The organism is Sagittula sp. P11, from assembly GCF_002814095.1.
Taxonomy (GTDB): domain Bacteria; phylum Pseudomonadota; class Alphaproteobacteria; order Rhodobacterales; family Rhodobacteraceae; genus Sagittula.
Map to the genome: position 1 here is coordinate 1,079,002 of NZ_CP021913.1, position 25,428 is coordinate 1,104,429.

General features: G+C 66.3%; 28 protein-coding genes. 13 read left to right on the forward strand and 15 right to left on the reverse strand.

Translation table 11 applies throughout. The annotated features are described in order from the left end of the window. Positions 1-27: 27 nt before the first annotated feature. Both CDO87_RS05270 and CDO87_RS05275 read left to right on the forward strand, forming a co-directional pair. A complete protein-coding gene (locus CDO87_RS05270) occupies positions 28-450 on the forward strand; it encodes a tellurite resistance TerB family protein (protein ID WP_005860662.1) in 423 nt (140 codons plus the stop codon). 176 nt (positions 451-626) lie between these two features. After that, positions 627-1,055, forward strand: coding sequence for a L,D-transpeptidase (locus CDO87_RS05275; protein ID WP_100927803.1), 429 nt, complete (start codon positions 627-629; stop codon positions 1,053-1,055). Positions 1,056-1,239: 184 nt separating this feature from the next. On the opposite strand, the gene dacB is transcribed toward CDO87_RS05275, so the two are convergent. The 3 genes from dacB to CDO87_RS05290 all read right to left on the reverse strand — a co-directional run bounded on the left by dacB (position 1,240) and on the right by CDO87_RS05290 (position 5,986). After that, entirely contained in the window at positions 1,240-2,742 is a 1,503-nt protein-coding gene (gene dacB / locus CDO87_RS05280) for a D-alanyl-D-alanine carboxypeptidase/D-alanyl-D-alanine-endopeptidase (RefSeq protein ID WP_100927804.1), read from the reverse strand. Positions 2,743-2,800: 58 nt separating this feature from the next. After that, complete coding sequence (locus tag CDO87_RS05285; RefSeq protein WP_100927805.1) at positions 2,801-3,403, reverse strand: nicotinate-nucleotide adenylyltransferase; 603 nt, start codon at positions 3,401-3,403, stop codon at positions 2,801-2,803. Positions 3,404-3,511: 108 nt separating this feature from the next. Next, entirely contained in the window at positions 3,512-5,986 is a 2,475-nt protein-coding gene (locus CDO87_RS05290; RefSeq protein WP_100927806.1) for a methyl-accepting chemotaxis protein, read from the reverse strand. Between the two features lie 289 nt (positions 5,987-6,275). On the opposite strand from CDO87_RS05290, the gene ettA reads away from it, so the two are divergent. The 5 genes from ettA (at position 6,276) to CDO87_RS05315 (ending at position 10,797) form a co-directional block, all read left to right on the forward strand. Next, entirely contained in the window at positions 6,276-7,931 is a 1,656-nt protein-coding gene (ettA, locus tag CDO87_RS05295) for an energy-dependent translational throttle protein EttA (RefSeq protein ID WP_100927807.1), read from the forward strand. Positions 7,932-8,022: 91 nt separating this feature from the next. After that, a complete protein-coding gene (locus CDO87_RS05300; protein ID WP_100927808.1) occupies positions 8,023-9,069 on the forward strand; it encodes a glycosyltransferase family 2 protein in 1,047 nt (348 codons plus the stop codon). A gap of 241 nt (positions 9,070-9,310) precedes the next feature. Further along, on the forward strand, positions 9,311-9,517 hold the full coding sequence (locus CDO87_RS05305; protein WP_100927809.1) for a cold-shock protein: 207 nt from the start codon (positions 9,311-9,313) through the stop codon (positions 9,515-9,517). Positions 9,518-9,856: 339 nt separating this feature from the next. After that, entirely contained in the window at positions 9,857-10,063 is a 207-nt protein-coding gene (locus CDO87_RS05310; protein ID WP_005860647.1) for a cold-shock protein, read from the forward strand. 236 nt (positions 10,064-10,299) lie between these two features. After that, complete coding sequence (locus tag CDO87_RS05315) at positions 10,300-10,797, forward strand: RbsD/FucU family protein (RefSeq protein WP_254698342.1); 498 nt, start codon at positions 10,300-10,302, stop codon at positions 10,795-10,797. Between the two features lie 184 nt (positions 10,798-10,981). Here CDO87_RS05315 and ureG read toward each other — a convergent pair whose 3' ends face one another. From ureG to CDO87_RS05380, 12 genes are all read right to left on the reverse strand, one after another. Further along, positions 10,982-11,584 carry an urease accessory protein UreG gene (ureG, locus tag CDO87_RS05320; protein ID WP_198521879.1) on the reverse strand — a complete coding sequence of 201 codons (603 nt, stop codon included), beginning with the start codon at positions 11,582-11,584 and terminating at the stop codon, positions 10,982-10,984. A 5-nt stretch (positions 11,585-11,589) separates the two neighbouring features. Continuing rightward, positions 11,590-12,228, reverse strand: a complete 639-nt coding sequence (locus CDO87_RS05325) for an urease accessory protein UreF (RefSeq protein ID WP_100927811.1) — start codon at positions 12,226-12,228, stop codon at positions 11,590-11,592. Continuing rightward, positions 12,218-12,685, reverse strand: coding sequence for an urease accessory protein UreE (locus CDO87_RS05330; RefSeq protein WP_100927812.1), 468 nt, complete (start codon positions 12,683-12,685; stop codon positions 12,218-12,220). Before CDO87_RS05330 ends, CDO87_RS05325 begins: the two co-directional genes overlap by 11 nt. After that, positions 12,682-13,269, reverse strand: coding sequence for a hypothetical protein (locus CDO87_RS05335; protein WP_100927813.1), 588 nt, complete (start codon positions 13,267-13,269; stop codon positions 12,682-12,684). The genes CDO87_RS05330 and CDO87_RS05335 overlap by 4 nt, the downstream gene beginning before the upstream one ends. Before the next feature lie 332 nt (positions 13,270-13,601). Next, entirely contained in the window at positions 13,602-15,362 is a 1,761-nt protein-coding gene (ureC, locus tag CDO87_RS05345) for an urease subunit alpha (protein ID WP_100927815.1), read from the reverse strand. Positions 15,363-15,452: 90 nt separating this feature from the next. Continuing rightward, positions 15,453-15,776 carry an antifreeze protein gene (locus CDO87_RS05350; RefSeq protein ID WP_254698343.1) on the reverse strand — a complete coding sequence of 108 codons (324 nt, stop codon included), beginning with the start codon at positions 15,774-15,776 and terminating at the stop codon, positions 15,453-15,455. Between the two features lie 83 nt (positions 15,777-15,859). Then, positions 15,860-16,255, reverse strand: a complete 396-nt coding sequence (locus tag CDO87_RS05355; RefSeq protein WP_100927816.1) for a carboxymuconolactone decarboxylase family protein — start codon at positions 16,253-16,255, stop codon at positions 15,860-15,862. Next, positions 16,255-17,070, reverse strand: coding sequence for a cyclase family protein (locus tag CDO87_RS05360; protein ID WP_100927817.1), 816 nt, complete (start codon positions 17,068-17,070; stop codon positions 16,255-16,257). Before CDO87_RS05360 ends, CDO87_RS05355 begins: the two co-directional genes overlap by 1 nt. Before the next feature lie 41 nt (positions 17,071-17,111). Next, positions 17,112-17,417 carry an urease subunit beta gene (locus CDO87_RS05365; protein ID WP_100927818.1) on the reverse strand — a complete coding sequence of 102 codons (306 nt, stop codon included), beginning with the start codon at positions 17,415-17,417 and terminating at the stop codon, positions 17,112-17,114. Continuing rightward, positions 17,414-17,584 (reverse strand): peptidase M23, encoded by a 171-nt coding sequence (locus tag CDO87_RS05370; protein ID WP_100927819.1) that lies wholly within the window; start codon positions 17,582-17,584, stop codon positions 17,414-17,416. Before CDO87_RS05370 ends, CDO87_RS05365 begins: the two co-directional genes overlap by 4 nt. Positions 17,585-17,640: 56 nt before the next feature. Next, on the reverse strand, positions 17,641-17,943 hold the full coding sequence (locus CDO87_RS05375) for an urease subunit gamma (protein ID WP_100927820.1): 303 nt from the start codon (positions 17,941-17,943) through the stop codon (positions 17,641-17,643). A 4-nt stretch (positions 17,944-17,947) separates the two neighbouring features. Then, entirely contained in the window at positions 17,948-18,724 is a 777-nt protein-coding gene (locus CDO87_RS05380; RefSeq protein WP_100930848.1) for an urease accessory protein UreD, read from the reverse strand. 437 nt (positions 18,725-19,161) lie between these two features. On the opposite strand from CDO87_RS05380, the gene urtA reads away from it, so the two are divergent. From urtA to urtE, 6 genes are all read left to right on the forward strand, one after another. Beyond that, entirely contained in the window at positions 19,162-20,451 is a 1,290-nt protein-coding gene (urtA, locus tag CDO87_RS05385; RefSeq protein ID WP_100927821.1) for an urea ABC transporter substrate-binding protein, read from the forward strand. A gap of 114 nt (positions 20,452-20,565) precedes the next feature. After that, positions 20,566-22,491: an urea ABC transporter permease subunit UrtB gene (urtB, locus tag CDO87_RS05390; protein ID WP_100927822.1), complete on the forward strand. Its 1,926-nt coding sequence runs from the start codon at positions 20,566-20,568 to the stop codon at positions 22,489-22,491. A 5-nt stretch (positions 22,492-22,496) separates the two neighbouring features. After that, positions 22,497-22,730: a hypothetical protein gene (locus CDO87_RS05395; RefSeq protein WP_100927823.1), complete on the forward strand. Its 234-nt coding sequence runs from the start codon at positions 22,497-22,499 to the stop codon at positions 22,728-22,730. Next, entirely contained in the window at positions 22,727-23,908 is a 1,182-nt protein-coding gene (gene urtC, locus CDO87_RS05400; RefSeq protein ID WP_100927824.1) for an urea ABC transporter permease subunit UrtC, read from the forward strand. Before CDO87_RS05395 ends, urtC begins: the two co-directional genes overlap by 4 nt. After that, positions 23,905-24,645: an urea ABC transporter ATP-binding protein UrtD gene (gene urtD, locus CDO87_RS05405; protein ID WP_100927825.1), complete on the forward strand. Its 741-nt coding sequence runs from the start codon at positions 23,905-23,907 to the stop codon at positions 24,643-24,645. Before urtC ends, urtD begins: the two co-directional genes overlap by 4 nt. Before the next feature lie 64 nt (positions 24,646-24,709). Further along, entirely contained in the window at positions 24,710-25,408 is a 699-nt protein-coding gene (gene urtE / locus CDO87_RS05410) for an urea ABC transporter ATP-binding subunit UrtE (protein ID WP_100927826.1), read from the forward strand. Positions 25,409-25,428 lie beyond the last annotated feature (20 nt).

The window sequence follows — 25,428 nt, forward strand, 5'->3', positions numbered from 1 at the left end:
CTTGCTGACCAGACGAAGGCTTCGACCATGACCGACGTGACACACCCGCTCAGCCCGCAGGACTGCCTCGTGGCCCTGATGATCGCGGTCTCCGCCTCGGACGAGAACGTCCGGACCTCGGAACTGGTCAAGATCGACTCCGCGGTGAACCTGCTGCCGGTCTTCGCCGACTACGACAACGACCGGATCGGCGCCATGTCGCGGCTGGTGTTCGAGCTGTTCGACCAGGAAGACGGGCTTGACGCGCTCTTCGGCCTGATGCGGGACAACCTGCCCGAACGCCTGTTCGAGACCGCCTATGCGCTGGCCTGCGACGTGGCGGCTGCCGACGGCACGCTGCGGGAAACCGAACTCAGGCTGCTCGAAGAGATTCGCTACGAATTGAACATAGATCGCCTGCACGCCGCCGCGATCGAGCGCGGCGCCCGCGCGCGTCACCTTTCCCTCTGATATCGCCGCAGAAAACGCGCCCGACCGCGGCATTTTCGCATCGGTCGGCGCGAATGTCGCCGTGAAGCCCTCAGGGGTCAGGATTCCCGGACTGACCGGGCGTTAACGGCATTGTATCCTCTGGATCGGCATATTTTCGCCAATTGCGCTGCCCGCGTTTTCCTGGAGGGACAATTATGAACCGATTTCTTGCTGCCGCCTTCGGTGCGGTGATGACCTGCCTTCTGCCGCTGGGCGCGCTTGCCGCGCCGCTCGTGGCGCAGGTCGATATCTCGTCGCAGACCATGACGGTGATCTACAACGGCCAGGTGGCCTACCAGTGGCCGGTCTCGACCGCGCGCAGCGGCAAGTACACGCCGCGCGGCGCTTGGTCGGCGAAGTGGCTGTCGCGCCACCACAAGTCGAGCCTCTACAACAACGCGCCGATGCCCTACGCGATCTTCTTCAACGGCAATTACGCGATCCACGGCACCGACCAGATCTCGCGCCTGGGGCGTCCGGCCTCGGCGGGCTGCGTGCGGCTGCACCCGGAACACGCCGCCGTGCTCTTCGGCCTGACCCAGCAGGTCGGCAAGCAGAACATGCGGGTGGTCATCACCAACTGAGCCGGAGGCGGGGCGGCGCAAAGCCCCGCCCTACCCTGCGTTCCGCGGGCGGACGGGCCTTGCAACGTTCCGCGGACAGGCGCCCGTGGCACGCGAAGCCGTTGACTTTATCGGAAAAGGCCGCTGCGAGGTACGCTGCGGGCCGTGGTGCCAACCACAAGCCGAGAGGATCAGCCCCCACGGCTCAGGTCTCGTAAAGCACGCCCCAGCGTTCGATCAGCGCCTGCTGCAGCATCTTCGCCCGGACGTTCCAGGACGAGGCGCCGTCAGGGCGTTCCCGCTCTTCCACCGTCAGCTTGGCGCGGCGGTCGAGATCGGCGGTGAAGATCGCAAAGGCCAGTTCCCGCCCCTTCGGCAGATCGGCAAAGCCCGCCAGCCCGCTGACGAAGTTCAGCGTCCCGGTCTTCGCATGGACCGCGATCGGGTGGTTGTCCATCACGCGGCGCTGGGCGTCGCGCATCAGGAAGGGTTTCATCAGCGGTTTCAGCTGCTTGTCGCGGTGCAGGGCGACAAGCGCCTCCATCATCCGCGCGGCAGGCACACGGCTCAGATCGCCCAGCCCCGAATGATCGACCAGCCCGATCTCCGGCACGCCCAGGCTCTCCTTCGCCCAGTCGTTCAGCGCGCCCGCGGATTCGCGCAGGTCGCGCGGCAACCGCCCCAGGCGCGCCCGGCTGGCCGACAGGCCCACGACCTCCGCCGTCAGGTTGGTCGAATAGGTCATCATGTCGTGCAGGATGTCGGTCAGCAGGCCGCTTTCGATACGGGCCACGGGCTCTGCCCCCTCGGGCAGATCCTCGATCACCTGCGGCGCGCCCAGCTTGATGCCCTGCGCGCGCGCGAAGCTCTGGAACACCTCGCCGGCGTAAAGCTCCGGCTTGCGGACCGGCAGCCAGCGCGCCCCGCCAGAGCCCAGCGCGCCCTTCGCCACGGTCCAGGCGTCCTGCCCGTTGGCGTCGTTATAGGTGTAGACCGGCATGCTCCGGGCCTCGACGGCCATGCGCGCCATGCGCACCTCCGGCCGGTGCGCGCCCGACCGCGCGTCCATCGTGACCTCGTACTCGGCCCCGGCCCGGCGCCACTCGAAATGCACCCGGTTGTAGTTCAGGCAGAGGCCGGACACCGCCGGGTTGTAGCCCACGTGGTCGGGCTGGGCGGTGTCGATGTCGTGCTGGTAGGGCAGCGCGCCGCCCCAGACGCGGAAGCCGCCGGTCGCGCCGGTGACGCCCGCCGCCTTCAGCCGCTGCGCCAGCGTGGCGAGGTGATCGGTCTCCAGCGTCGGATCGCCGCCTCCGGCGAGGATCACGTCGCCCTGCACCACGCCGTCCGTCACGGCGCCGGTCACAAGCACCCGCGTCTCGAAGCGGTGATCTGGGCCCAGATGGGCCAGCGCGTAGCCCGATGTCAGCGCCTTGGCGACGCTGGCGGGCGGCAGGCCGATCTCGGCATCATGGCTTTCCAGCACCTCGCCGGTGGCCGCGTCCGAGACGCAGAACCCCACGGTGCCGTCGAGCTTCGCCCGCGCGATGATCTCCTCGATGGAGGGCAGGTTGCGCAGCCGCAGGTCGTCGCCCCGGGCCACCGGCCTGAGCGACACCTCTGGCGGCCGCGCCATGGCTCCGCCTGCGGAAAGCGCCAGGGCGCCCGCGCCGAAAAGAAAGGAACGTCTTGAAACCCCGGTGGTCATGACGGCGATCTAAGCCAATCCGACAGCCCGCCGCAACCGGGCAATTGGGCCCGGGCGTTCACGTTTTCGACCCCCAGCGGCCGTCCGCCCGAAGCGCGCTCGAACTGTCCGGGCGCATCGGCATGTTGACGAAACACCACGCCGGCGCCGCCACCGACCCCAGCAGGCGCGAGGCCCGGGCGGGGATGCGGGCATCGGCATAAGTCCGCGCCGCGACCGACCTCTGCGCCGATAGCCTGTGGCCCGGACGGGCCAGCACGCCCACCGGCACGCGGTCCAGGATGTCGTGCCAGTTGTCCCAGCGGTGGAACTGCACGAGGTTGTCGGCGCCCATCAGCCAAGTGAACCGGACACGCGGGCAAAGCCCGGTCAGCGCGGCCAGCGTCTCGGCGGTGTAGCGCGTGCCCAGCCGGTCCTCGATGTCGCTGACGGAGATGGCGGGATGGCCGCCGAGGATGGCCTCTGCCACCACCACCCGCTCGGCCAGGGGCGCGGGCGGATGGGGTTTCAGCGGGTTGCCGGGGCTCACCAGCCACACCACCCGGTCGAGGCCGAAACGCTTCAGCGCCTCCCGCGACAGCTGCACGTGCCCCATGTGCGGGGGATCGAACGATCCGCCCAGCAGTCCCACGCGGGCGCCGGGCCGGAACGCGGATGGCATGTCCGACGGTCTCAATCGCGGGTCCTGTTCCTGCGTGGCTCCTGTTTTCAGGCCTACGCATTCCCGGGGCCCGGATCAAGCGGATCGCCGTCAAGCCGCTGCCGTTTCTCAGAAATCCTGCCACAGCGGCGCGGCTCCGCCGGCGGCTGCACGGACCGGGGACGCGCTTTTCGCAGGCAGGGGCCGTGCATCGGCGCGGTCCCAGCCAAGGTCCGCGGTGTCGGCATGGCCGCCCCCGGACGCGGCAGGCCGGGCGGCCCTGGGCTGGGTCTTCTGTGCGGCGCGCTTGGGCGCGGGCGCCTTCTCGGACACGGCTGCGGCCGGACCTGCGTCCCTCGCCACCGGCCGGGGCTTTGCCCCCGGTGTGCCCTGGGTGCGGAACCGCGCCACGAGGCTGCGCAGCCCCACCGCCTTGTCCTTCAGCCCGCGGCCCGAGGCCACGCTCTCCTGCACCATCGCGGCGTTCTGCTGGGTCACCTGGTCGAGCATGGAGATGCCGTTGTTGATCTCGCCGATGCCCTGCGCCTGCTCTGCCGCGCCGACCGCGATGTGCTGCACCCGTTCGGAGACCGAGACGACCTCGTGCAGGATGCCCTCCATCGCGGTGCCCAGTTCCGACACCAGCCGCACGCCGTTCGACACGTTCTCGCTGGAGTTGGTGATCAGGCTGCGGATTTCCGACGCGCTGTCCGACGACCGCTGCGCCAGTGCCCGCACCTCGGAGGCGACCACCGCAAAGCCGCGCCCGACCTCGCCCGCCCGCGCGGCCTCGACGCCCGCGTTCAGCGACAGAAGGTTGGTCTGGAAAGCGATGTCCTCGATCACCCCGATGATCTGCGCGATCTGCTTCGAGGAGCTTTCGATCGCGCTCATGGCGTGCACCGCGCGGCCCCGCACCTCTTCGCCGCGCTCCGCCTGGTCGCGGGCGACCCCGATGGCGCCGACGATCTCCTTCGCGCCACGCGCGGTGGAATTCACACTGGCCGAGATCTGGTCCATCGCGGCTGCCGTCTCTTCCAGCGTGGCGGCCTGGTTCTCCGTCCGGGAGGAGAGCTGTTCCGCCCCCTCACCCAGCCGGTCGATATCCGTCTCCATGGAGATCGCGCTGGAGCGCAACTCCTCGATGATCGCCGACAGCGACTCCGCCGTGGCGTTGAAGTGCTCCTTCAGCGGCGCGTAGTCGCCGTCCAGCGTCTGCCGGATCGCACAGTCCAGATCGCCGTCCGCCAGCTTGACCAGCGCCTCGCGCAGCGCCTCCATGGCCTTCGCCTGCTGAGCCGCCTTCTGCTGTTCGCGGGCATGCGCCGCCTCGACCTGGGACAGGTCCTCGCGGAAGCCGTTCAGCGCGCGGGCGATGTCGCCGATCTCGTCGGTCGTGCCGGCCTGCGCCACTTCCGTATGGTAGTCGCCGTCTGCAATGCGGCGCACGCTCTGCAGCAGGTCGCCGATCCGGCCGGTCAGCATCCGTGCCACCACGATCGCCACGCCCATCACCATGACAAGCACGATCAGCACCTGCGCCACGGTCGTGACGAACAGCCCGTTCTCGGTGGCCATCGCCTCCTCCCGGTCCTGCTCCATCACGATGTGCCAGTCCGTGCCGTTGACCTCGAAGCTGTCGGCCAGCGCCAGCGCCGGATTGCCCGACAGCCCCGTGACGTCGTCCGAAAAGAAGGTCTCGTTCTGGCGCGTCGCAATGACCTGCGGCAGGTCCGGCAGCGGGTCGAGGATGCCGTGCCCGCCCGGGTGCTGCGATGCGGTCAGCGCCAGCCCCTCGCCATTGACCGCGTAGATCAGGCCGGTCCGGCCAAGGAACGGCGTCTGTCCGAGGATCGTGCCGACCTCCTCGACCCTGATCTGCAGCGCCGCGACCCCCAGGAGAACGCCCTCCGCGTTGAGCACAGGTGCCGCGACGAACTTGGCGGGCAGACCGTCCCTCGGGGCGTAGGCTTCTATCTCGGAGAACACCGCGTCGACGGCCTCCAGCGCCAGGGCCTCCCGGAAGACCCTGCCCAGAGCGCTGTCGGCATAGGGGCCGGTCACGAAATTCGTGGCGAACTCCGGTCCCTTGACGACGGAGTAGACGAGGTTGCCGTCCGGATCGAACAGGAAGAGGTCATTGTAGTCCCGCATCTGCTGAAACCGGCGCAGGTCCGGGTGGAACAGCGCATGCGCCTCCGACCAGAGCGATCCGTCGCGCGCCGTCATCAGCTCGTCCTTGGCCCCCACCGGGTTGGGGTTTTCGTCGATATAGAGCTGGCGGAGCGTCTCGTCCGGGTTCTCCCCCACAAGGCGGCGCGACCGCGTAAAGCGGTTCAGCGCATCCCCGGTGCTGTCGAATTCGGCCATCAGGATGATGTCCGTCTCGATCTGCGCCAGCCATTCCCGAAGCGCCACCTGGCGTTCTTCCATGACCGCCTCCAGCACCGCGCTGCGCCGCTCTTCCAGCGCCCGCGCCGCCTGCCAGTAGGCAAAGGCCGAAACGGCGAGGACGATCGCAAGCGTGGGTATCGCGATCTGCAGCGGAACCTTCCACTTCAGGTTCATCGCCTTGGTCTTGCGGGACAGGGTTTCGGACGTCATCGGCTTCTCCGGCGAAAATGGGTCTGGACGGGCGCGGCCCTCCGGCCCCGTCGGTCCGGGCTATTCATGATCGCGAAGTCTTTAGATCGAATTAATCGAAAACCGATCGCAGGGGCGCCGGGCCGGTTCCCCGCGCGTCGCCCATCAAGGCACTGCAATCGTGGGGAAAAATGCCCGCCGCGCCGCTTTGCCGGCAGGGCGGCCCGCAGGTGTCCCGCCGCTCAGGATTGCACCTTCACGGCCCATGCGATACTGCGCACGAAACCGACACCCTCAGCGGAGCGATGTTATGGCCTCTTACCAGTACGTTTACCACATGGACGGCGTCTCCAAGACCTATCCCGGGGGCAAGAAGTGCTTTGAAAACATTCGCCTGTCCTTCCTGCCGGGCGTGAAGATCGGCGTCGTCGGCGTCAACGGCGCCGGCAAGTCGACCCTGATGAAGATCATGGCCGGCATCGACAAGGACTTCACCGGCGAGGCCTGGGCCGCAGAAGGAGCCAAGGTCGGCTACCTCCCGCAGGAGCCGCAGCTCGACGAGAGCCTGACCGTACGCGAAAACGTCATGCTGGGCGTCGCGGGCAAGAAGGCGATCCTCGACAAGTACAACGAGCTGGCGATGAACTACTCGGACGAGACCGCCGACGAGATGGCCCAGCTTCAGGACCAGATCGACGCCGAGAACCTCTGGGATCTCGACAGCCAGATCGACGTCTCGATGGAGGCGCTGCGCTGCCCGCCGGACGACGCCAATGTGGCGACCCTCTCGGGTGGTGAAAAGCGCCGCGTCGCGCTCTGCAAGCTGCTGCTCGAAGCGCCCGACATGCTGCTGCTCGACGAACCGACCAACCACCTCGACGCCGAGACCATCGCCTGGCTCCAGCAGCACCTGATCGAGTACAAGGGCACGATCCTGATCGTCACCCACGACCGCTACTTCCTCGATTCGATCACCGGCTGGATCCTCGAACTCGACCGCGGACGGGGCATCCCCTACGAGGGCAACTATTCCTCCTGGCTGGAACAGAAGGCCAAGCGGCTGGAACAGGAAGCCCGCGAGGACAAGGCCAAGCAGAAGACGCTTGAACGCGAACTCGACTGGATCCGGCAGGGCGCCAAGGCCCGCCAGACCAAGTCCAAGGCGCGGATCCAGGCCTACAACGAGATGGCCAACCAGTCCGAGCGCGAACGCGTCGGCAGGGCGCAGATCGTCATCCCCAACGGCCCGCGCCTCGGCGCGAAGGTGATCGAGGTGGAGCACCTGAACAAGGCGATGGGCGACAAGCTCCTGATCGAGGACCTGTCCTTCTCGCTGCCGCCGGGCGGCATCGTGGGCGTCATCGGCCCCAACGGCGCGGGCAAGTCGACGCTCTTCAAGATGCTGACCGGGCAGGAAAAACCCGACGCCGGCACGGTCGAGCTGGGCGATACCGTCCAGCTTTCCTACGTCGACCAGTCGCGCGACGACCTGAACGCCACCGACACCGTCTGGCAGGCGATCTCCGGCGGCGCCGAGGTGATCAAGCTGGGCGACGCCGAACAGAACTCCCGCGCCTACTGCGGGGCGTTCAACTTCAAGGGCGGCGACCAGCAGAAGAAGGTGGGCCAGCTTTCGGGCGGTGAACGTAACCGGGTGCACATGGCGCGCCTGCTGAAGGAGGGCGGCAACGTCATCCTGCTCGACGAACCGACCAACGACCTCGACGTGGAAACCCTCCGCGCCCTCGAGGACGCCCTCGTCGACTTCGCCGGCTGCGCCGTGGTCATCTCCCACGACCGTTTCTTCCTCGACCGGATCTGCACGCACATCCTGGCCTTCGAGGGCGAGGCGCACGTGGAATGGTTCGAAGGCAACTTCGAGGACTACGAAGAGGACAAGAAACGCCGCCTCGGCGCCGACGCCCTCGAACCGAAGCGCCTGAAGCACAAGAAGTTCACGCGTTGAGCAATACAGGGTGGGCGGCCAGCCCACCCTGCCCTGCGTTTTCAGCACGACCCGTTTTCAAGTGACTTTCCGCCGCAAAGGACAGACGCCCATGGCCCGCAGACCGAATTCGGCGCGCACGTCCGGCGCATACCCCCTCTGGCGCGTCGTCTCGCGCAGGCCCCACAGGCGGCTCCTCTGCACCGGGATGGTCCGCAACGAGATCGACATCATCGAAACCTGGATCGCGCACATCACGTCGATCTTCGACCAGTGCATCATCTACGATCACCTGAGCACGGACGGCACCCGCGAGAAGCTGGCGGAACTGGCGGCCAGGCACCCGAACCTCGACGTCCGTCCTTTCGAGGAGCCAGAGCTGGCCCAGGGCCGGCTCATGACCTCCGTGAAGAACGAGCTTGTGGCCAGGGGCGAAACCGGCTGGCTGTTCTTTCTGGACGCCGACGAGTTCCTCGATGTCCGCTCCCGCAAGGACCTCAGCAGAACCCTGCGGCGCCGGTCGTTCAGACAATGCGTGCACATGTTCTGGGACAACGCGGTCCTGCTGGAGAAGGGCAAGGTGCAGCCTCATAGCCGTATCGGCCGCTGGAACGACACGGCCATCTGGATCCGCAAGTCCGCGATCAACCTCGCGGTTGCCGACAGGGACCTGACCGTCGCCCAGGGCAATCACCGGTTTCTCGGCAAGCACAAGTACGCCCGGTCCGTGAATTGCGGGATACGTGTCCTGCACCTGCCGATCCGCTCCACCGCACAGCTCCGCGCGAAACTGGCGACGGGACTGGCCGCGAACGACCGGCTCGCGGATGGCGAAGGCTACGCCACGCACTGGCGGCAGATGGCGGATCTGGAGTCCGATCACGACGCCCTGCTGACCACCCTTGTCCATCACTACGGGTCCGAAGCCCTGAACGATGTCGTCCGCCAGCCCGCGCCGCCCCACGACCTGGAAACTAGGCTGTGCGATGCCGTGGCCTTTGGCGCACCGTCTGACGAAGTCCCCGCGCACCCTCAGGCACGCCCGATGCGGCTGGGAAAGCTGCTGTTCGCGAAAGGCGCCCGCCTCGGCAAACGGCGACACCGGATGCCCCCCGGCAGCCCTGGCCCCGAAGAGGAATCGTCGGCAGCCAGCCACTGATCGGCCCCCCGGCGCCGCGATCCCGATCCCCTCGGTCCGCCGACAGCGCACAGATACGCCGCTGACAGGCGACACACCTTCCCCCTTGCGTCCGGGCCCTCAACCTGTCATACGCCGTCTTGCTGCAGTTACCACTATCGCCTCCCTGTCTCCCTCATCCGGCGACAGAGCATCGATTTTGCTCTGACCTACGCCGGACCGTAGCGATTTTGCGTGCGGTAAATCTATCAGGAGACACACGATGGCCACTGGCACCGTGAAATGGTTCAACACCACCAAAGGCTTCGGCTTCATTCAACCGGAATCCGGCGGCAAGGATGTGTTCGTGCACATCTCTGCAGTCGAGCGCTCCGGCCTGACCGGCCTCGCCGACAACCAGAAAGTCAGCTACGAGCTGCAGACCGGCCGTGACGGCAAAGAGTCCGCAGGCAACCTCGAGCTGCTCTGACGACTCTGCCTTCGGGCAGAACCGGACGCAGGGAGAGTGCCCTCTCCCTGCGGCTCGGGCGCAGACCGCCGCGCCCGATGTCTACGCCGCCGAAAAGAACGGCGCCAGACGACGCAGATTTGACGCTCAGGCCGAAAAGCGCCTGTCGCGCTGCGCGTTCAACACAACGTTAACGCAATCTCTCTTGCTCAGAATCACCAGATCTGAGATACGATTGCCCTTGCTACGTTACCAGATCGCCTACCTGTCTCCCTCATACGGCGACAGAGCACCGATTTTGCTCTGACCTACGCCGACCCGCAGCACTCCCGCGTGCGGAACAAGACAGGAGACATCACGATGGCCAAAGGCACCGTGAAATGGTTCAACACCACCAAAGGTTATGGCTTCATCCAGCCGGATGAGGGCGGCAAGGACGTGTTCGTCCACATTTCCGCAGTCGAGCGTTCCGGCCTGACCGGCCTCGCCGACAACCAGAAAGTCAGCTACGAGCTGCAGACCGGCCGCGACGGCAAGCAGTCCGCAGGCAACCTCGAGCTGCTCTGAGCACGCTTTCGGGGCTCCGCGCCGCCCGCGCGACGGGGCCCCTCCCCTTCCGGCACCAGGACTGTCGAGCCGCAGGCTCCGGTCATGCCGGTCCCTTACCGGATGCAGACGATTCGGGGCGCTTTCGGCGCCTCTGAGCCTGTGCGGCAGCGCCTCTCCCGAAAAGGTTACCAACCGGCCGGTTCGGGGGGCCAAACCGGCCGGGACTCACCTTTCGCAAAGGTTAACGCGACAGGATGAACGGCGCGGACGCGCCATTTACACTTGCCAGTTTCGCCGTTCTCGCGCTTCATGGCGCCATGTTGCGCAATATCCCGGCTATCCTGTCCCCCGACATCCTCCACACGCTGCGTGCCATGGGCCACGGCGATGTGCTCGCCATCACCGATGCGAATTTCCCGGCCTATTCAATGGGCTGCAAGGTGCATCGCCTCGACGGCATCCCGGCGACCGACGTTCTGGACGCGGTTCTGACGCTGATGCCGCTCGACAGCTTCATCCCGGATCCCGCCTATACCATGCAGGTCGTGGGCGATGCGGACGCCGTGCCCGAGATTGTCGCGGAATTCCAAGGCATTATCGACCGCGTTTCCGATAATCCAACGAAGATTACCAGCGCCGAAAGATTCGCCTTCTACGACCGGGCCAAAAGTAGTTTCGCCGTGATTCAGACCGGGGAAACAAGACTTTACGGCAACATCCTGCTGACCAAGGGCATCATTCCGCCGGGGTGATCCTGCCACACTCCGGTCACGTATTCCGTACTGGTGGAACCTCCTGATAGAGCACAGGTTAATCTTGTCAAAGGAGGTGCCAAGAATGGCTCGCAAGACACGCAAACCGCAACCCGAACTGCCGGTGGCTCCGAAGCCCAAGTCGTGGCGTTTCACCGACTGGGCTTCGCTGTAAGGCCTGGGTCTAGATCCCGGTAAGTGCCTGGATCTGCTGAACAACGTCATCAGCCCCGGTGCCCTGCCGCAGGCTGGTGAAGATAAAGGGACGACCGTCCCTGACCCGGGTGGCATCCTCACGCATCACGTCGAGCGAAGCCCCCACGTAAGGCGCAAGGTCGGTCTTGTTGATGACCAGCAGGTCCGAGCGCCGGATGGCAGGCCCGCCCTTCCGCGGGATCTCTTCTCCGGCAGCAACATCAATGACATAGACGGTAAAATCCGCCAGTTCCGGCGAGAAGGTGGCGCTCAGGTTGTCGCCGCCGGATTCGATCAGGACGACCTCCACCTCGGGGTGCCGCTCCACCATTTCCGCCACCGCGGCCAGGTTGATCGAGGCGTCCTCGCGGATTGCCGTATGCGGGCAACCCCCTGTTTCCACACCGATAATCCGGTCCATCGGCAGGATCTGCATGCGCATCAGCGCCTCTGCGTCCTCCTGCGTGTAGATGTCGTTGGTGATGACCCCGATCGAATAATCGTTCTTCAGACGCTCCGCGAGGCGGGCGGTCAGCGTCGTCTTGCCCGCTCCGACCGGTCCCCCGATCCCGATGCGAAGCGGCCCGTTCATGGTTGTCACGATTGGAAAATCCTTACGTCCAGTGTCTCGTGTGTCATGGAGGCGATATCCGCCATGAAGCTGTTCGACCAGATCTCGCCGCCCTCTGTCACGACGGTCTCCGCCACCGCGACGCAGGGCGCCGACAGCGCGGCGACGATCCGTTGTGCATCGGTCTGGCCCAGCGGCATCAGCCGTTGTCCGCAGGCCACGAGATTGCTCACAACCCCCTGAAGATAAAGGATGAGCAGCGGCCCAAGCTCCAGCCCCACGCGGCGCGCGGCATGGCCCAGGGCGACCGGCAGCACCACCGCGGGCACCTCGATCTGCCAGACGTCAGAGGTGATCCGGGCAAAGGCCGCGCCCTGCCGCTCCGCCTCCCTCAGGCGGTCGGAGGAGGGCATGTAGGACCGCGCCAGCGCGTCCAGTTCGGCAAGCGGCAGGTCCTCGTGCCACGCACGCGCGATCCAGACCGCGTCCGACCGTCCGCTGCCCACCTCGACCACGTCGCGCAGCCAGGCCTCCAGCGACCGGGCGTCGTGCACTTGGCCGTCCGCGCAGGCGCGCTCCAGCCCCTGGGAAAAGGCGAACGATCCCAAGGGGTAGGACGGCGACAGCCATTGCGCGACCGTCAGGAGGCGGGGGTCAATGTGCATGGGCGGTATGGCCGTGTTCATGGCTGTGGGTGCGGCCATGCCCGTAGGCGCCGCCCTCGGGGGTAAACGGCCGCACGGCTTCGCGCACTTCGGCGCCCACGTGTTCGAGCATGTGGCGGATCACCGGATCACGCTGGATCACAAGATGGTCATCGAGGATCTGGCAGGGCGTGTGGCGGTTGCCGATGTGCCAGGCCAGACGCGCCAGCCGACCGCGGATTTCCAGCACCTCCTCGGCCGCGGCCTTCACCGCCACAAGCCGTCCGTCGCCCAGCTCCAGCGCATCGCCATCGTCGAGCGAGGTGGTCTTTTCCAGGTCGACCACAAAGGCCAGTCCGCTCTCGGCCACCAGCCGTTTGCGCCGCAGAAAGCGGCCGTCATAATCCAGAACCACGGTCTCGGGGGCGCCTGCGCCCTCGCCGCGTTTCAGGATCTGTGCCACGGGGATATCGTTCATTTCACTGCCTCGATCCGGTGATAGCTGTAGAGGTCGGTGGTCCCGTCATAGGTGCTGCCCGCGAAATAGGCGATGCCCAGTTCCGGCAGATAATGCAGCAGATCCACGGTGTTGGAGTCGTCCTCCGAATAGCGGATCTCGATCGGGATCATGTCGTAGGTGCAGGCGCCGAAGGTCGCGCGGGCCTGTGGTCCGAAGTCGTAGGACTGCACTTCGCGCTCGAGGCTGCCGTTCTCGTTGCGCAGCAGCTCGAACTGGGCGGTCGACCCCGGCACGGGCCGCGGCAGGTGCTCGGCATTCTGCGGGAAGGCATAGGTCATGCGGGTCGAGGGGTCCGGTTCCTTGCCCGCCATCTCCACGAGTTCCAGAAGGTAGACCCCCTGCCCCAGCAGCGTACGCGTCGCGCCGCCGTCGGCGTGCGAATAGATCGCTTCGACCACGCCGGGGCGCAGGCTGCGAAAGACCTCGCTGTCGCCCTCGTCCACGTCGAACCGGATGCCTGTCTTGAGGTCCGCGGCCACCGGACACTCCGCCGCCACCGGCCCCGCGACCAGCATCGCTGCCACCAAGCCCAAGATTCGCATCGGTATTCTCCCGCCGCGCGTGCCTCTGGCCGATGGAAAAACGCGCGTCTTGTTCGATTTGATAACCAAGTTTTTACCCCATCGACTTAACCAGTTTCGCATGGGCAACAGGCAAATCATATCCCGCATCTCCACCTCTCTGGATTCCATCCGGGAGCGCATGCAGATGATCAAGGAATTCCATGTCGAGCTGTCCGGGCAAGAGCCAGTCTACTGCCCGCAAGGGTCCGGATCGCACCCTGCAAACGACAGGCGGGACGCAGCGGCGCACATGCCGCCGCGTTCCGCGATGACTGGCAGCGACCGGCGGCCCTGACCTTCCGTCCGGCACGTCAGAACAGGAAATACCTTTGTGCCATCGGCAGTTCGGTCGCCGGCTGGCACGTCAGCAGTTCGCCGTCCGCGCGCACTTCGTAGGTTTCCGGGTTCACCTCGATCTTCGGGGTCGCGTCGTTCAGCTTCAGGTCGGCCTTGCCGATGCCGCGGGTGTTGCGCACCGCCACGGTGGACTTTGCGAGCCCAAGCGACGCCCCGATCCCTTCCGACTGCGCGGCCTCCGACACGAAGGTCACGGCAGAGTTCTCCACGCTGCGGCCGTAGGCCCCGAACATCGGGCGCGAATAGACCGGCTGCGGCGTCGGGATCGACGCGTTCGGATCGCCCATCTGCGCACAGACGATTGTCCCGCCGATCAGCACCATCTCGGGCTTCACACCGAAGAACGCCGGGTTCCAGAGCACGAGGTCCGCGCGCTTGCCTGCCTCGATTGAGCCGATCTCGTGCGCGATGCCATGCGCGATGGCCGGGTTGATCGTGTACTTGGCGATGTAGCGGCGGACGCGGAAGTTGTCGTTGTCGCCCTTTTCCTCCGACAGCCTGCCGCGCTGCTTCTTCATCTTGTCAGCGGTCTGCCAGGTGCGGATCAGCACCTCGCCCACGCGGCCCATGGCCTGACTGTCGGACGCGATGATCGAGAACGCGCCCATGTCGTGCAGGATGTCCTCGGCGGCGATGGTCTCGCGCCGGATGCGGCTTTCGGCAAAGGCCACGTCCTCGGGGATCGACTTGTCGAGGTGGTGACAGACCATGAGCATGTCGAGGTGTTCCTCGATGGTGTTCACCGTGAAAGGCCGCGTCGGGTTGGTCGAGGACGGCAGGACAAAGCTCTCGCCGCAGATCTTGATGATGTCGGGGGCGTGCCCGCCGCCCGCGCCCTCGGTATGGAAGGCGTGGATGGTGCGGCCCTTCATGGCCTTCACCGTGTTCTCGACAAAGCCGCTCTCGTTCAGCGTGTCGGTGTGGATCATCACCTGCACGTCCCAGTCGTCCGCCACCGAAAGGCAGCAGTCGATGGCGCCGGGGGTGGTGCCCCAGTCCTCGTGCAGCTTCAGAGCGCAGGCGCCGCCCTTGATCTGCTCGATCAGCGCGGCAGGCAGCGACGCGTTCCCCTTGCCCGCAAAGGCGAGGTTCATCGGAAAGGCATCCGCCGCCTGCAGCATCCGGCCAAGATGCCACGGCCCCGGCGTACAGGTGGTGGCAAGCGTGCCATGCGCGGGGCCAGTGCCGCCGCCCAGCATGGTGGTCAGGCCGGAATGCAGAGCGTCCTCGATCTGCTGCGGGCAGATGAAGTGGATGTGGCTGTCGAAGCCGCCCGCCGTCAGGATGCGCCCTTCGCCCGCGATGGCCTCCGTTCCGGGGCCGACGATGATGTTCACGCCCGACTGGGTGTCCGGGTTGCCCGCCTTGCCGATGGCCGCGATGCGCCCGTCCTTCAGCCCCACGTCAGCCTTGTAGACGCCGGTCCAGTCGACGATCAGCGCGTTGGTGATGACGGTGTCGACGGCGCCCTCGGCCCGGGTGACCTGGCTCTGGCCCATGCCGTCGCGGATCACCTTGCCGCCGCCGAACTTGACCTCTTCACCATAGACTGCGGCGTTGGCGCCGCTGGCACCGCTGACCGCGGCACCCACGGCTTCGGCGGTCAGGTCGCGTTCGACCTCGATGATCAGATCGGTATCGGCCAGACGCAGGCGGTCCCCGGTGGTGGGGCCGAACATGGCGGCATAGTCGGCGCGTTTGATGGACGTCGGCATTCCTGTAATCTCCCTCGTTCGCCGGTCTGCCCACGCAGGGCGCCCCGGCGGCTTGTTCTTTCCGGCCTCACCGGCCGCAAGGCGTCCCCCTCAGGGCCGCCGGAATCCTCTTCGCGACAGCCGGCGCCGGTTTTCCCGGGCGGTCCTGTCGAACGGCAGCACCACGGCGTCATAGACCGCATCCGGCGCCTCGCCCCGCCACGCCGCCCGGATCATCCCGTGCCCGGCCTCGACCATCGCGGCCTGCTTTTCCGAGACCATGCGCGTGTTCTCGGACGCAGGCACCGACCAGATGCCCATGAAGCCGAGCGTGCGCATGGTGATGACAGCCGACGCCTCGGCCGCCATGAGGGCCAGCATGGCCTGACGTTCCGCGACGCGGAGATAACAGGTGAGCGGGGAAGAGGACTGCACGAAAATGCTCCTGTAGGTAAAGGCAGAGAGGCTGCGGCGCGCGCTCCCTGCATGGTTGACATACCTCCCACTCACGCCCCCGGTCATGCCTTGAACGCCTCGTCGACCGGGACCTGCAACGCGTTGACGATCCCGTTCGTCTGCATGGCCATTCCGATCACCGCCAGAAGCTCGCCATGCATCTCTTCGGTCATGCCCTTCGCTTTGGCGGCAGCGCTGTGCGAATGGCAGCAGTATTCGCAACCGTTCGCAGCCGAGACGGCGACATAGATCATCTCCTTCGTCAGCGGGTCGAGTGCCCCGGGCGCCATCACAACCTTCAGCCGCTCCCAGGTCGCCTGCAAAAGCGGCGGATCGTTGGCCAGCGCGCGCCAGAAATTGTTGACGAAGTCGGTCCCCCGCACGCGGCGGATGTCGTCGAAGACGGCGCGGGCCGTCTCCGACAGGTCCTCGTCGGACAGGAGGGGGACAACCGCCATCAGACGACCGCCAGCACGCGCGCCGGGCCGCCCGTGCCCGCCTCGTGCTTCGGCGCGCCGACAAACAGCGTCGCGCCGGTGGCCGGCAACTGGCCCAGCCCTTTCAGGTTCTCGATCCCGTAGCGCCCGGCGGGCAGCCAGGAATAGTGCACGGCGAAGTCGGCGGAGTTGCCGGGGTCGAGCGACAGCGTGTCCACCCCGATCGAGGCCACGCCCATATCCAGCAGCATGTCGGTCGCGGACTTCGCGAACCCCGGGAAGGCAAAATTCCCTTCGGCGTTGGTGCGATAGGCGTCGCTGCCCATCTTCTCTTCCCAGCCTGAGTTCATCGCCACGCAGGCGCCCTCGGGAATGTCACCGTTGGCCGAGATCCACGCCTCGATGTCCTCGGCCTCGACCATGGCGTTCGGGTCCTCGGCGGCCTTCGCGGTGATGTCGACCACGCAGAGCGGGCACATCAGGCTCTCCGGCGCGAGTTCGTCGACCGAATCTGCGCCTTCCGCGAAATGCGCGGGCGCGTCGATGTGGGTGCCCGAATGCTCGTAGAAGGTGACCTTCCAGATCTTGTAGCCGTCCGCGGCATACTCCTTGTCGGGCTCGAACATGATGCCGGGATTGCCGTCGAAAGTCGGGAACTCGGGCGTCAGCGTCCAGGTGAGGTCAACGACCTTCCCCGACGACTGCGCCAGCGCCGGCCGCGCGGTCACCGCACCGGCGGCGACGGCGGCCACCCCCGCCGCGGCGCTGCGGCGAAAGAAATCGCGTCGGGAAAAGGCGGACTTCCGCACGTTCTCGATCAAGCAGGCGTTGCACATGACTTGGTACTCCCGGTTGGTATGAGGCCGGTTACGCCCCTTCAGAGGGCGCCCATGACCTTCTGGTTGAATCCGTAGACGTGGCGCGACCCGCCGATGGGGATCAGGTTGACCTGCCGCCGCTGGCCCGGCTCGAACCGCACCGCGGTCCCCGCCGCGATGTCGAGCCGCATGCCCCGCGCCGCCTCCCGGTCGAAGTCGAGCGCCGGGTTGGTCTCCGCGAAATGGTAGTGCGACCCCACCTGAACCGGCCGGTCGCCGGTGTTCGCGACCATGATCGTGATCGCCCCGCGGTCAGCGTTCAGGACGATCTCGCCCTCGGCGGGGAACAGCTCTCCGGGGATCATCTGGTCCACCGCGCCACGATGATCGCAGCGACCACCAGCACCGCTGCTGCCGTCATCGCCAGCCAGCCCTCGGACCCATGCGGGTGCATGTGCGCTCCGGCCTCATGTGCCACTGCGGGCGCCGCCACCATCGCGGCCGTTGCCGCCAGTCCCATTACTTTCTTCATCTCGAAGTCCCCTGTTTCTCTGCTTTCCAAATACTCAATCGACGCCCGCCGCCCGCTCAGCGGATCGGGTTGTGCACTGTCACCAGCTTGGTCCCGTCGGGAAAGGTCGCCTCGACCTGCACCTCGGGGATCATCTCGGCGATGCCTTCCATGCACTGCTCGCGGCTGACGACCTCTGCCCCGGCCTGCATCAGGTCGGCCACGGACCGGCCGTCGCGCGCGCCTTCGACGACCGCGTCGGTGATCAGCGCGATGGCCTCCGGGTGGTTCAGCTTCACACCGCGGGCCAGCCGCTTGCGTGCCACCTCGGCGGCCATGGCCACCAGAAGCTTGTCCTTTTCGCGGGGGGTCAGTTGCATGCCGTCAAAGTCTCCATGATACGGGCAGCCCGTGGCCGGACAGCAGGTCCAGCGCGGGCAGAAGGGTCTTGCGCAGCGTGAAGCCGTCCTCGGCCAGCACGCGCGCCACAAGCACGTCGGGGCGCAGGAGGGAAGCGCCGCCGGTGGCGGGCATATGCGACCGGAGCTGGGCCAGCCGCCCCTCCGCATCCGCACCGACGTATACAATGCAGGCCATGGCACCGGCGCCGCAGCCCACCGCGGGCCGCGCCATCTGCAGGGTCAGGTCGCCTTCAAGCCGCACCGCATCGGAATAGATCGGTACGCCGTCGCGGCGGATCTCGATCCGGTCGCGCAGGGCTGCGTCGTGCAGCCGTTCGCCCATGGCCGCGCGCCCGAAAATCACCGGCTCCACCAGTAACAGGCGGGCGTCGCCATGCAGGTCGGCGCGCAGGCTGCGCTGCAGCCGGGCGCCTTCGAAGAGGATCAGTTCCTGCGGCAGCCAGTCGATGCGGCCCCCCGCATGCACCGTCAGCCGCGTATCGACCCGCGCCCAGCCGGAGGCCGAACGATACGCCCGCTCCGCAGCCTGGGTGGTCAGCGTCAGACGGGCGCCGGCGCCCGCCTCCGCGACCTGCGCCAGGCGGTCGCCGCCGGTCAGCCCGCCGGAGGTGTTGATCAGGATGGCTTCGACGGCCTCGGCATTGCGCGGAAACAGCGTCTTCAGGCAGCCGGACGTCCGCAGCCGGTCGATGGCAGAGACACCGCTCCGCGACTTGGCCGACAGCACGAGGTCGCCCACCGCCCTCGGCTGGGCGTTCGGGGCGCTTGCGGGCGCCTCCACATCCTCGCGCTGATAAAATGTCACGCGGGTCCCCCGTCTTCCACTTGCACAATTCGTAGACGCCATCCGGCTGTCAGAACAACGATTCCCCAAAATTTTGGCAACCGACCCCGAAATTCCGCCCATATTTTGATCACTCACCCAATTATCAGGTCATTTCGTGGGCACACCTTGCGATTCACCATGCGTCGCCCGCGCCGTGATTGACCGAACATCGTCTCGCGCCCCCAAGTGACGCTGCCCCTGCAGATGTGACGGATTTCGTCGGGCTTCAGAGGGCGTGCGAAAGCCCAGGATCATCGCCTCGATCACGCTGCCGCACGGGATGCAACAGGAACGCGAGGGACAGGAGCGCGCCTTGCCGCGCCGAGGGACACCTTCGCAGGGAGACAAGAATGAACAGATTCACCAAACTTCTCGCCGGTGCTGCCACCACGGCGATCATTGCCGGCACCGCTTCCGCGCAGGACTGCGCAGAGCCGATCAAGGTCGGCGTCCTCCACTCGCTGTCCGGCACCATGGCCATTTCCGAGACGACCCTGAAAGACACCATGGAAATGCTGGTGGCCGCGCAGAACGAAAAGGGCGGCGTGCTGGGCTGCGAACTCGAAGCCGTCGTGGTCGACCCCGCTTCCGACTGGCCGCTCTTCGCCGAGAAGGCGCGCGAGCTGCTGACCGTTCACAATGTGGACGTGATCTTCGGCAACTGGACCTCCGTGTCGCGCAAGTCCGTGCTGCCCGTGATCGAAGAGCTGAACGGCCTGCTGTTCTACCCGGTGCAGTACGAAGGCGAAGAGAGCTCCAAGAACGTGTTCTACACCGGCGCCGCGCCGAACCAGCAGGCGATCCCGGCCGTGGACTATTTCCTCGAGGAACTGGGCGTCGAGAAATTCGCCCTGCTCGGCACCGACTACGTGTATCCGCGCACCACGAACAACATCCTCGAGTCCTACCTGAAGGACAAGGGCATCGCCGCGGAGGACATCTTCGTGAACTACACCCCCTTCGGCCACTCGGACTGGGCGACCATCGTGTCCGACGTCGTGGCGCTGGGTGAAGACGGCAAGCAGGTCGGCGTGATCTCCACGATCAACGGCGACGCCAACATCGGCTTCTACAAGGAACTGGCCGCGGCAGGCATCTCTGCCGACGACATCCCGGTCGTCGCCTTCTCCGTGGGCGAAGAGGAACTGTCGGGTCTGGATACCTCCAACCTCGTCGGCCACCTCGCCGCGTGGAACTACTTCATGTCCGCCGACACCGAGGCCAACGCCGAATTCATCGAGCAGTGGCATGCCTTCATCGGCGACGAGAAGCGCGTGACCAACGACCCGATGGAAGCCCACTACATCGGCTTCAACATGTGGGTGAACGCGGTTGAGCAGGCCGGCACCACCGATGTCGACGCCGTGCGCGAAGCGATGTGGGGCCAGGAATTCCCGAACCTGACCGGCGGCACCGCCGTGATGGGCGTGAACCACCACCTGTCCAAGCCGGTCCTGATCGGCGAGATCCGTGCAGACGGCCAGTTCGACATCATCTCCTCGACCGAGCCGGTCCCGGGCGATGCCTGGACCGACTTCCTGCCGGAATCCGCGGTGCTCGAGTCCGACTGGAAAGAGCTCCAGTGCGGCATGTACAACACCGAGACCTCCACCTGCGTGCAGATCAAGTCCAACTACTGATCTCCTGACGGCGGCGGCGCCACGCGCGCCGCACGCCCTCCGGACAGTACGCCGGCATGGCGGGGCACTGACCCCGCCATGTCTCCCGATCTTCCCCATATACAGGCGCTCGCCATGCTTCGTGCCCTCCTCGCGGTTCTCCTGTTGCTCGGACTGCCCGCAACAGCCCATGCCCAGGACCTCCAGTCGATCCTGCAGGAGCACCAGGCAGAGCTGGCCAAGCCCTCCCGCACCAAGGTCGGCCCCGCGCTCGAGGCGCTGACCGCCTCCGGGCTGCCCTCCGTTCCGGTGTTCCTCGAAAGCCTGCGGGACAAGCAGGTCTGGGTCGCCGATGACGGCACCTTCTACATCGTCCGCAAGAAGACCGTGCTGGACGTGGCCACCGCCGAACCCGTGCCCGGGGTGGAGCTTGCCTCCCTCGACCAGATCAAGCCCAACGGCGGCGTCCGCAAGGTGATCTCCGAGGCGCTGGTGCAGTTCCAGCTTTCCGATCCCGACATCGTCCGCCGCCGCGACGCGCTCGACGCCATATCGCGCAACCTCGATCCCTCGCAGATGGAGCCCCTCGCCCGGTCCATCGAGGACGAACCCGACCCCGCCCTCAAGCGCCGCAAGGAACGGCTGATGAACTACCTCGCCGCACGTTACGGCGAAAACGACGAGGCCCGGATCGAGGCCATCACATCCCTCTCCGACGACCTCTCCGTCGACGGGCGGGCCGTGCTCTCACAGATCCTCGCAACCCAGACGGAGATCGCGCAGGAGGTGCCCGACGACGCCAACGTCGCCCGCGTCCTGGAGATCGGATCGGACCTCAGCCGCGAACAGGCCTACGCCATGATCGGCGAGGAAACCGACCTGCCGCCGATCCTGAGCGCCTCGCAACTGAAGTCCGCGCTGGAAACGCAGGTCGAGGACAACAAGATCGCCGGTGTCTCGATCAACACGCTGAACACCCAGGCCGCACGCGAAGAAGCCTACGACCGGCTCGCCACCGAAGGCGCCCTGCCGCCGCGCGCCACCCCCGAGGGCATCGACGCCACGCTCGCCAGCTGGACGATCTACGAGACCTACCGCGAGGAGAACAAGGCGATCACCGACGCCGCGAACGAGGCGCAGGCCGGGGTGCAGACCCGTGTCGCCGCCAGCCAGACCGCCGACCTCGCGCTCGACGCGCTGTCCCTGGCCTCCATCTATTTCCTCGCCGCCATCGGGCTCGCCATCACCTTCGGCGTCATGGGCGTCATTAACATGGCCCATGGCGAATTCATCATGATGGGCGCCTACACCGGCTACGTGGTGCAGCAGTTCATCCCGAACTATACCGTGTCGCTCATCGTGGCCCTGCCGCTGGCCTTCGCCATCACCTTTGCCGCGGGCGTCGCCATGGAGCGGCTGGTGATCCGCTGGCTCTACCATCGCCCGCTGGAAACCCTGCTCGCGACCTTCGGGATCTCCATCGCGCTGCAGCAGCTCGCCAAGAACATCTTCGGTACACAGGCCCGCCCGCTGACCTCGCCCTCCTGGCTCGACGGCGCCTGGCAGATCAACGAGGTCATCGCGATCTCCTACATCCGCATCGCGATCTTCGTGCTGGCGCTGATGTTCCTCGGCCTGCTCCTCTTCATCCTGAAGAAGACCCGCCTCGGGCTCGAGGTCCGCGCCGTCACCCAGAACCCGCGCATGGCGGCGTCGATGGGCATCAACCCGGACCGCATCAAGATGATGACCTTCGGCCTGGGCTCCGGCATCGCGGGCATCGCCGGCGTGGCCATCGGCCTTTATGCCAAGGTGACCTCGGAAATGGGCTCCGACTACATCGTGCAGTCCTTCATGACCGTGGTCGTGGGCGGCGTCGGAAACGTCTGGGGCACGCTTGCGGGCGCCGGTCTCATCGGCATCCTCCAGAAGGGCATCGAGTGGTTCAACCCGTCCAACACGCTGGCGGCGCAAACCTACATGATCCTCTTCATCATCCTCTTCATCCAGTTCCGTCCCAAGGGCATCGTCGCACTCAAGGGCCGCGCGGCAGGAGACTGATCACGATGCGCTCCCTCTTCACCTCCGTCCCGCCCGGCTACCCCGTCACCGCGGCCTTCGGCGACGCACCCGAGGACACGCCGCTCCAGGCGCCTTCATCTTGGCTGAAATACCTCGGGGTGAATGCCGCAGGCAGAGGGGCAGAGCCCCTAACGGCCGCGCATCGCGCGGCCGCCCCCGGGCGGCCCGGCCTGCCGGGGCGCAACACCTCCCCCGCCGACCGCGGAGCCGATACATGACCAAAGCCCGACCGACACACCGCAGCTTCTTCGCTCAGAACCCCTCGATCCTCTGGTTCATCGCCATCCTCGGGCTGTTCACCCTCGTCGTGACGGTGACCTCCGAGGCCTTCGGCACCGGCCTGATCTCCACCTCCTTCGTGAAGACGCTGGGCAAGACGCTCTGCCTCTGCCTGATCGCCATCGCCATGGACGTGGTCTGGGGCTACTGCGGCATCCTCTCGCTCGGACACTTCGCCTTCTTCGGAATCGGTGGCTACGCCATCGGCATGTGGCTGATGTACGCCCGGACCGAAACCATCGTCGCCCGCTCCATGTCGAACCAGGTCATCCCGCCCACCGGGCAGGAGATCTCGGACGCCATCGCCTCGCAGATCTTCGGCGTCGTCGGCGCGTCGGAATTCCCGCCGATCTGGGCCTTCGCGCATTCGCTGCCGCTGCAGCTCCTGATGGTCATCGTCGTGCCCGGCCTCCTGGCGCTGGTCTTCGGCTGGTTGGCCTTCCGGTCGCGCGTCACCGGCGTCTACCTGTCGATCCTGACCCAGGCGATGACGCTGGCGCTGTCGCTCTACCTCTTCCAGAACGACAGCGGCCTGCGCGGCAACAACGGCCTGTCGGGCCTGCAGAACATCCCCGGCGCGACGGACGTGCCGCAAAGCGTCATCTCCGTTTACTTCCTCTGGGCCTCCGCGCTGGCGCTGGGTCTGGGCTACGTGCTCTTCGCCTTCGTGACCTCGGGCAAGATGGGCTCCGTCATCCGCGCCATCCGCGACGACGAGCGGCGGGTACGGTTCCTCGGCTACCACGTGGAAAGCTACAAGCTCTTCGTCTTCACCCTGACTGCCGTGGTCTCGGGCATCGCGGGCGCCCTCTACTATCCGCAGGCGGGCATCGTGAACCCGGCCGAGATCGCCCCCATCGCGTCGATCTACCTTGCCGTCTGGGTGGCCATCGGCGGGCGCGGCCGGCTCTACGGTGCCGTGCTGGGTACCGTCTTCGTCACGCTCCTGTCGAGCTGGTTCACCGGCGGCGGCGCGCCCGACATCAACCTCGGGTTCTACACCGTCAAGTGGACCGACTGGTGGCTGGTGCTGCTCGGCTTCTCCTTCGTGGCCGTGACCCTTTTCGCCCCGCAGGGCCTTGGCGGGCTGGTCGACAAGATCGTGAGGAAATCATGAGCACCCTTCTCGAAATGTCCGGCGTCTCCGTCTCCTTCGACGGGTTCAAGGCGATCAACAACCTGTCCTTCCAGATCGGCGAACCGGAGATGCGGGCCATCATCGGGCCGAACGGCGCGGGCAAGACCACCTTCATGGACATCATCACCGGCAAGACCAAGCCCGACGAGGGCCGGGTGATCTGGGGCGACAAGAACATCTCCCTGCTCGGCATGTCCGAAAGCCAGATCGCCCGCGAAGGCGTGGGCCGCAAGTTCCAGAAACCCACCGTCTTCGAGGCCCAGACCGTGCGCGAGAACCTCGCCATGGCGCTGAAGAACCCGCGCGGCCCCTTCGACGTGCTGTTCTACAAGAAGACCAGGCAGGGCGCCGAGCGGATCGAGGAGATCGCCGAACGCACCGGGCTGTCGGACAGCCTGAACCGCATCGCGGGCGAGCTGTCGCACGGCCAGAAGCAATGGCTGGAGATCGGCATGCTGCTGGCCCAGGAACCGCGCCTGCTGCTGGTCGACGAACCCGCCGCCGGCATGACCCCGGCAGAGCGCGAGAAGACCACCGAGATGCTGGTCGAGGCCGCCAAGACCCGCGCCGTTGTCGTCGTCGAGCACGACATGGAGTTCATCCGCCGCCTTGGCTGCAAGGTCACCGTGCTGTGCGAAGGGTCGGTGCTGGCCGAAGGCTCCATCGACCACGTGACCTCCGACCCGCAGGTCATCGAAGTCTACCTCGGACGCTGAGGCCGATGCCCCGCCCCGCGCCATACCGCCAAGCCTTCCACGGCCCGCACTGACAGGACAGCCCATGCTCACGCTTTCCGACCTGACCCTGCACTACGGTCACAGCCAGATCCTCTACGACATCTCGATGGAGGCAAAGCCCGGCGCGGTCACCTGCCTGATGGGCACCAATGGGGTGGGCAAGACCTCGCTCCTGAAGGCGATCTCCGGCACGCATCCGCGCTCCGGCGGCACGATGATCCTGAACGGTCAGGACGTGCCGCCCTCCACCCCGCCGCAGGCGCGCGCCCGCGCGGGAATCGGATACGTGCCGCAGGGCCGCGACATCTTCCCCCTGATGACGGTGCGCGAGAACCTCGAAACCGGGTATGCCTGCATCCCAAAGGATCAATGGACAATTCCAGACGAAATCTTCGAGCTTTTCCCGATACTGAAGAGCTTCCTGAACCGCCGCGGTGGCGACCTGTCGGGGGGCCAGCAACAGCAGCTCGCCATCGCCCGCGCGATGATCGCGCAGCCGAAGCTCCTGCTGCTGGACGAACCGACCGAGGGCATCCAGCCCAACATCATCAAGCAGATCGGCGAGGTGATCAAATACCTGCGGTCAAAGGGAGACATGGCCATCGTTCTGGTCGAGCAGTTCTTCGATTTCGCCTATGAGCTGGGCGACCATTTCGTCGCGCTGGAACGGGGCCGCGTGATCCATAACGCCACCCGCGCGGATACGGATCGCGACGAGTTGCTGGCCAAGGTATCGGTCTGATCTCGCGCCGGCATTCGCCT

What these genes read in the sequence shown, in the direction of transcription:
- CDO87_RS05270 (WP_005860662.1), top strand. Translation starts at nt 28, where the DNA reads ATGACCGACGTGACACACCCGCTCAGCCCGCAGGACTGCCTCGTGGCC.
- CDO87_RS05275 (WP_100927803.1), top strand. Translation starts at nt 627, where the DNA reads ATGAACCGATTTCTTGCTGCCGCCTTCGGTGCGGTGATGACCTGCCTT.
- dacB (WP_100927804.1), bottom strand. Translation starts at nt 2,742, where the DNA reads ATGACCACCGGGGTTTCAAGACGTTCCTTTCTTTTCGGCGCGGGCGCC.
- CDO87_RS05285 (WP_100927805.1), bottom strand. Translation starts at nt 3,403, where the DNA reads ATGCCATCCGCGTTCCGGCCCGGCGCCCGCGTGGGACTGCTGGGCGGA.
- CDO87_RS05290 (WP_100927806.1), bottom strand. Translation starts at nt 5,986, where the DNA reads ATGACGTCCGAAACCCTGTCCCGCAAGACCAAGGCGATGAACCTGAAG.
- ettA (WP_100927807.1), top strand. Translation starts at nt 6,276, where the DNA reads ATGGCCTCTTACCAGTACGTTTACCACATGGACGGCGTCTCCAAGACC.
- CDO87_RS05300 (WP_100927808.1), top strand. Translation starts at nt 8,023, where the DNA reads ATGGCCCGCAGACCGAATTCGGCGCGCACGTCCGGCGCATACCCCCTC.
- CDO87_RS05305 (WP_100927809.1), top strand. Translation starts at nt 9,311, where the DNA reads ATGGCCACTGGCACCGTGAAATGGTTCAACACCACCAAAGGCTTCGGC.
- CDO87_RS05310 (WP_005860647.1), top strand. Translation starts at nt 9,857, where the DNA reads ATGGCCAAAGGCACCGTGAAATGGTTCAACACCACCAAAGGTTATGGC.
- CDO87_RS05315 (WP_254698342.1), top strand. Translation starts at nt 10,300, where the DNA reads ATGAACGGCGCGGACGCGCCATTTACACTTGCCAGTTTCGCCGTTCTC.
- ureG (WP_198521879.1), bottom strand. Translation starts at nt 11,584, where the DNA reads ATGAACGGGCCGCTTCGCATCGGGATCGGGGGACCGGTCGGAGCGGGC.
- CDO87_RS05325 (WP_100927811.1), bottom strand. Translation starts at nt 12,228, where the DNA reads ATGCACATTGACCCCCGCCTCCTGACGGTCGCGCAATGGCTGTCGCCG.
- CDO87_RS05330 (WP_100927812.1), bottom strand. Translation starts at nt 12,685, where the DNA reads ATGAACGATATCCCCGTGGCACAGATCCTGAAACGCGGCGAGGGCGCA.
- CDO87_RS05335 (WP_100927813.1), bottom strand. Translation starts at nt 13,269, where the DNA reads ATGCGAATCTTGGGCTTGGTGGCAGCGATGCTGGTCGCGGGGCCGGTG.
- ureC (WP_100927815.1), bottom strand. Translation starts at nt 15,362, where the DNA reads ATGCCGACGTCCATCAAACGCGCCGACTATGCCGCCATGTTCGGCCCC.
- CDO87_RS05355 (WP_100927816.1), bottom strand. Translation starts at nt 16,255, where the DNA reads ATGGCGGTTGTCCCCCTCCTGTCCGACGAGGACCTGTCGGAGACGGCC.
- CDO87_RS05360 (WP_100927817.1), bottom strand. Translation starts at nt 17,070, where the DNA reads ATGTGCAACGCCTGCTTGATCGAGAACGTGCGGAAGTCCGCCTTTTCC.
- CDO87_RS05365 (WP_100927818.1), bottom strand. Translation starts at nt 17,417, where the DNA reads ATGATCCCCGGAGAGCTGTTCCCCGCCGAGGGCGAGATCGTCCTGAAC.
- CDO87_RS05370 (WP_100927819.1), bottom strand. Translation starts at nt 17,584, where the DNA reads ATGAAGAAAGTAATGGGACTGGCGGCAACGGCCGCGATGGTGGCGGCG.
- CDO87_RS05375 (WP_100927820.1), bottom strand. Translation starts at nt 17,943, where the DNA reads ATGCAACTGACCCCCCGCGAAAAGGACAAGCTTCTGGTGGCCATGGCC.
- urtA (WP_100927821.1), top strand. Translation starts at nt 19,162, where the DNA reads ATGAACAGATTCACCAAACTTCTCGCCGGTGCTGCCACCACGGCGATC.
- urtB (WP_100927822.1), top strand. Translation starts at nt 20,566, where the DNA reads ATGCTTCGTGCCCTCCTCGCGGTTCTCCTGTTGCTCGGACTGCCCGCA.
- CDO87_RS05395 (WP_100927823.1), top strand. Translation starts at nt 22,497, where the DNA reads ATGCGCTCCCTCTTCACCTCCGTCCCGCCCGGCTACCCCGTCACCGCG.
- urtC (WP_100927824.1), top strand. Translation starts at nt 22,727, where the DNA reads ATGACCAAAGCCCGACCGACACACCGCAGCTTCTTCGCTCAGAACCCC.
- urtD (WP_100927825.1), top strand. Translation starts at nt 23,905, where the DNA reads ATGAGCACCCTTCTCGAAATGTCCGGCGTCTCCGTCTCCTTCGACGGG.
- urtE (WP_100927826.1), top strand. Translation starts at nt 24,710, where the DNA reads ATGCTCACGCTTTCCGACCTGACCCTGCACTACGGTCACAGCCAGATC.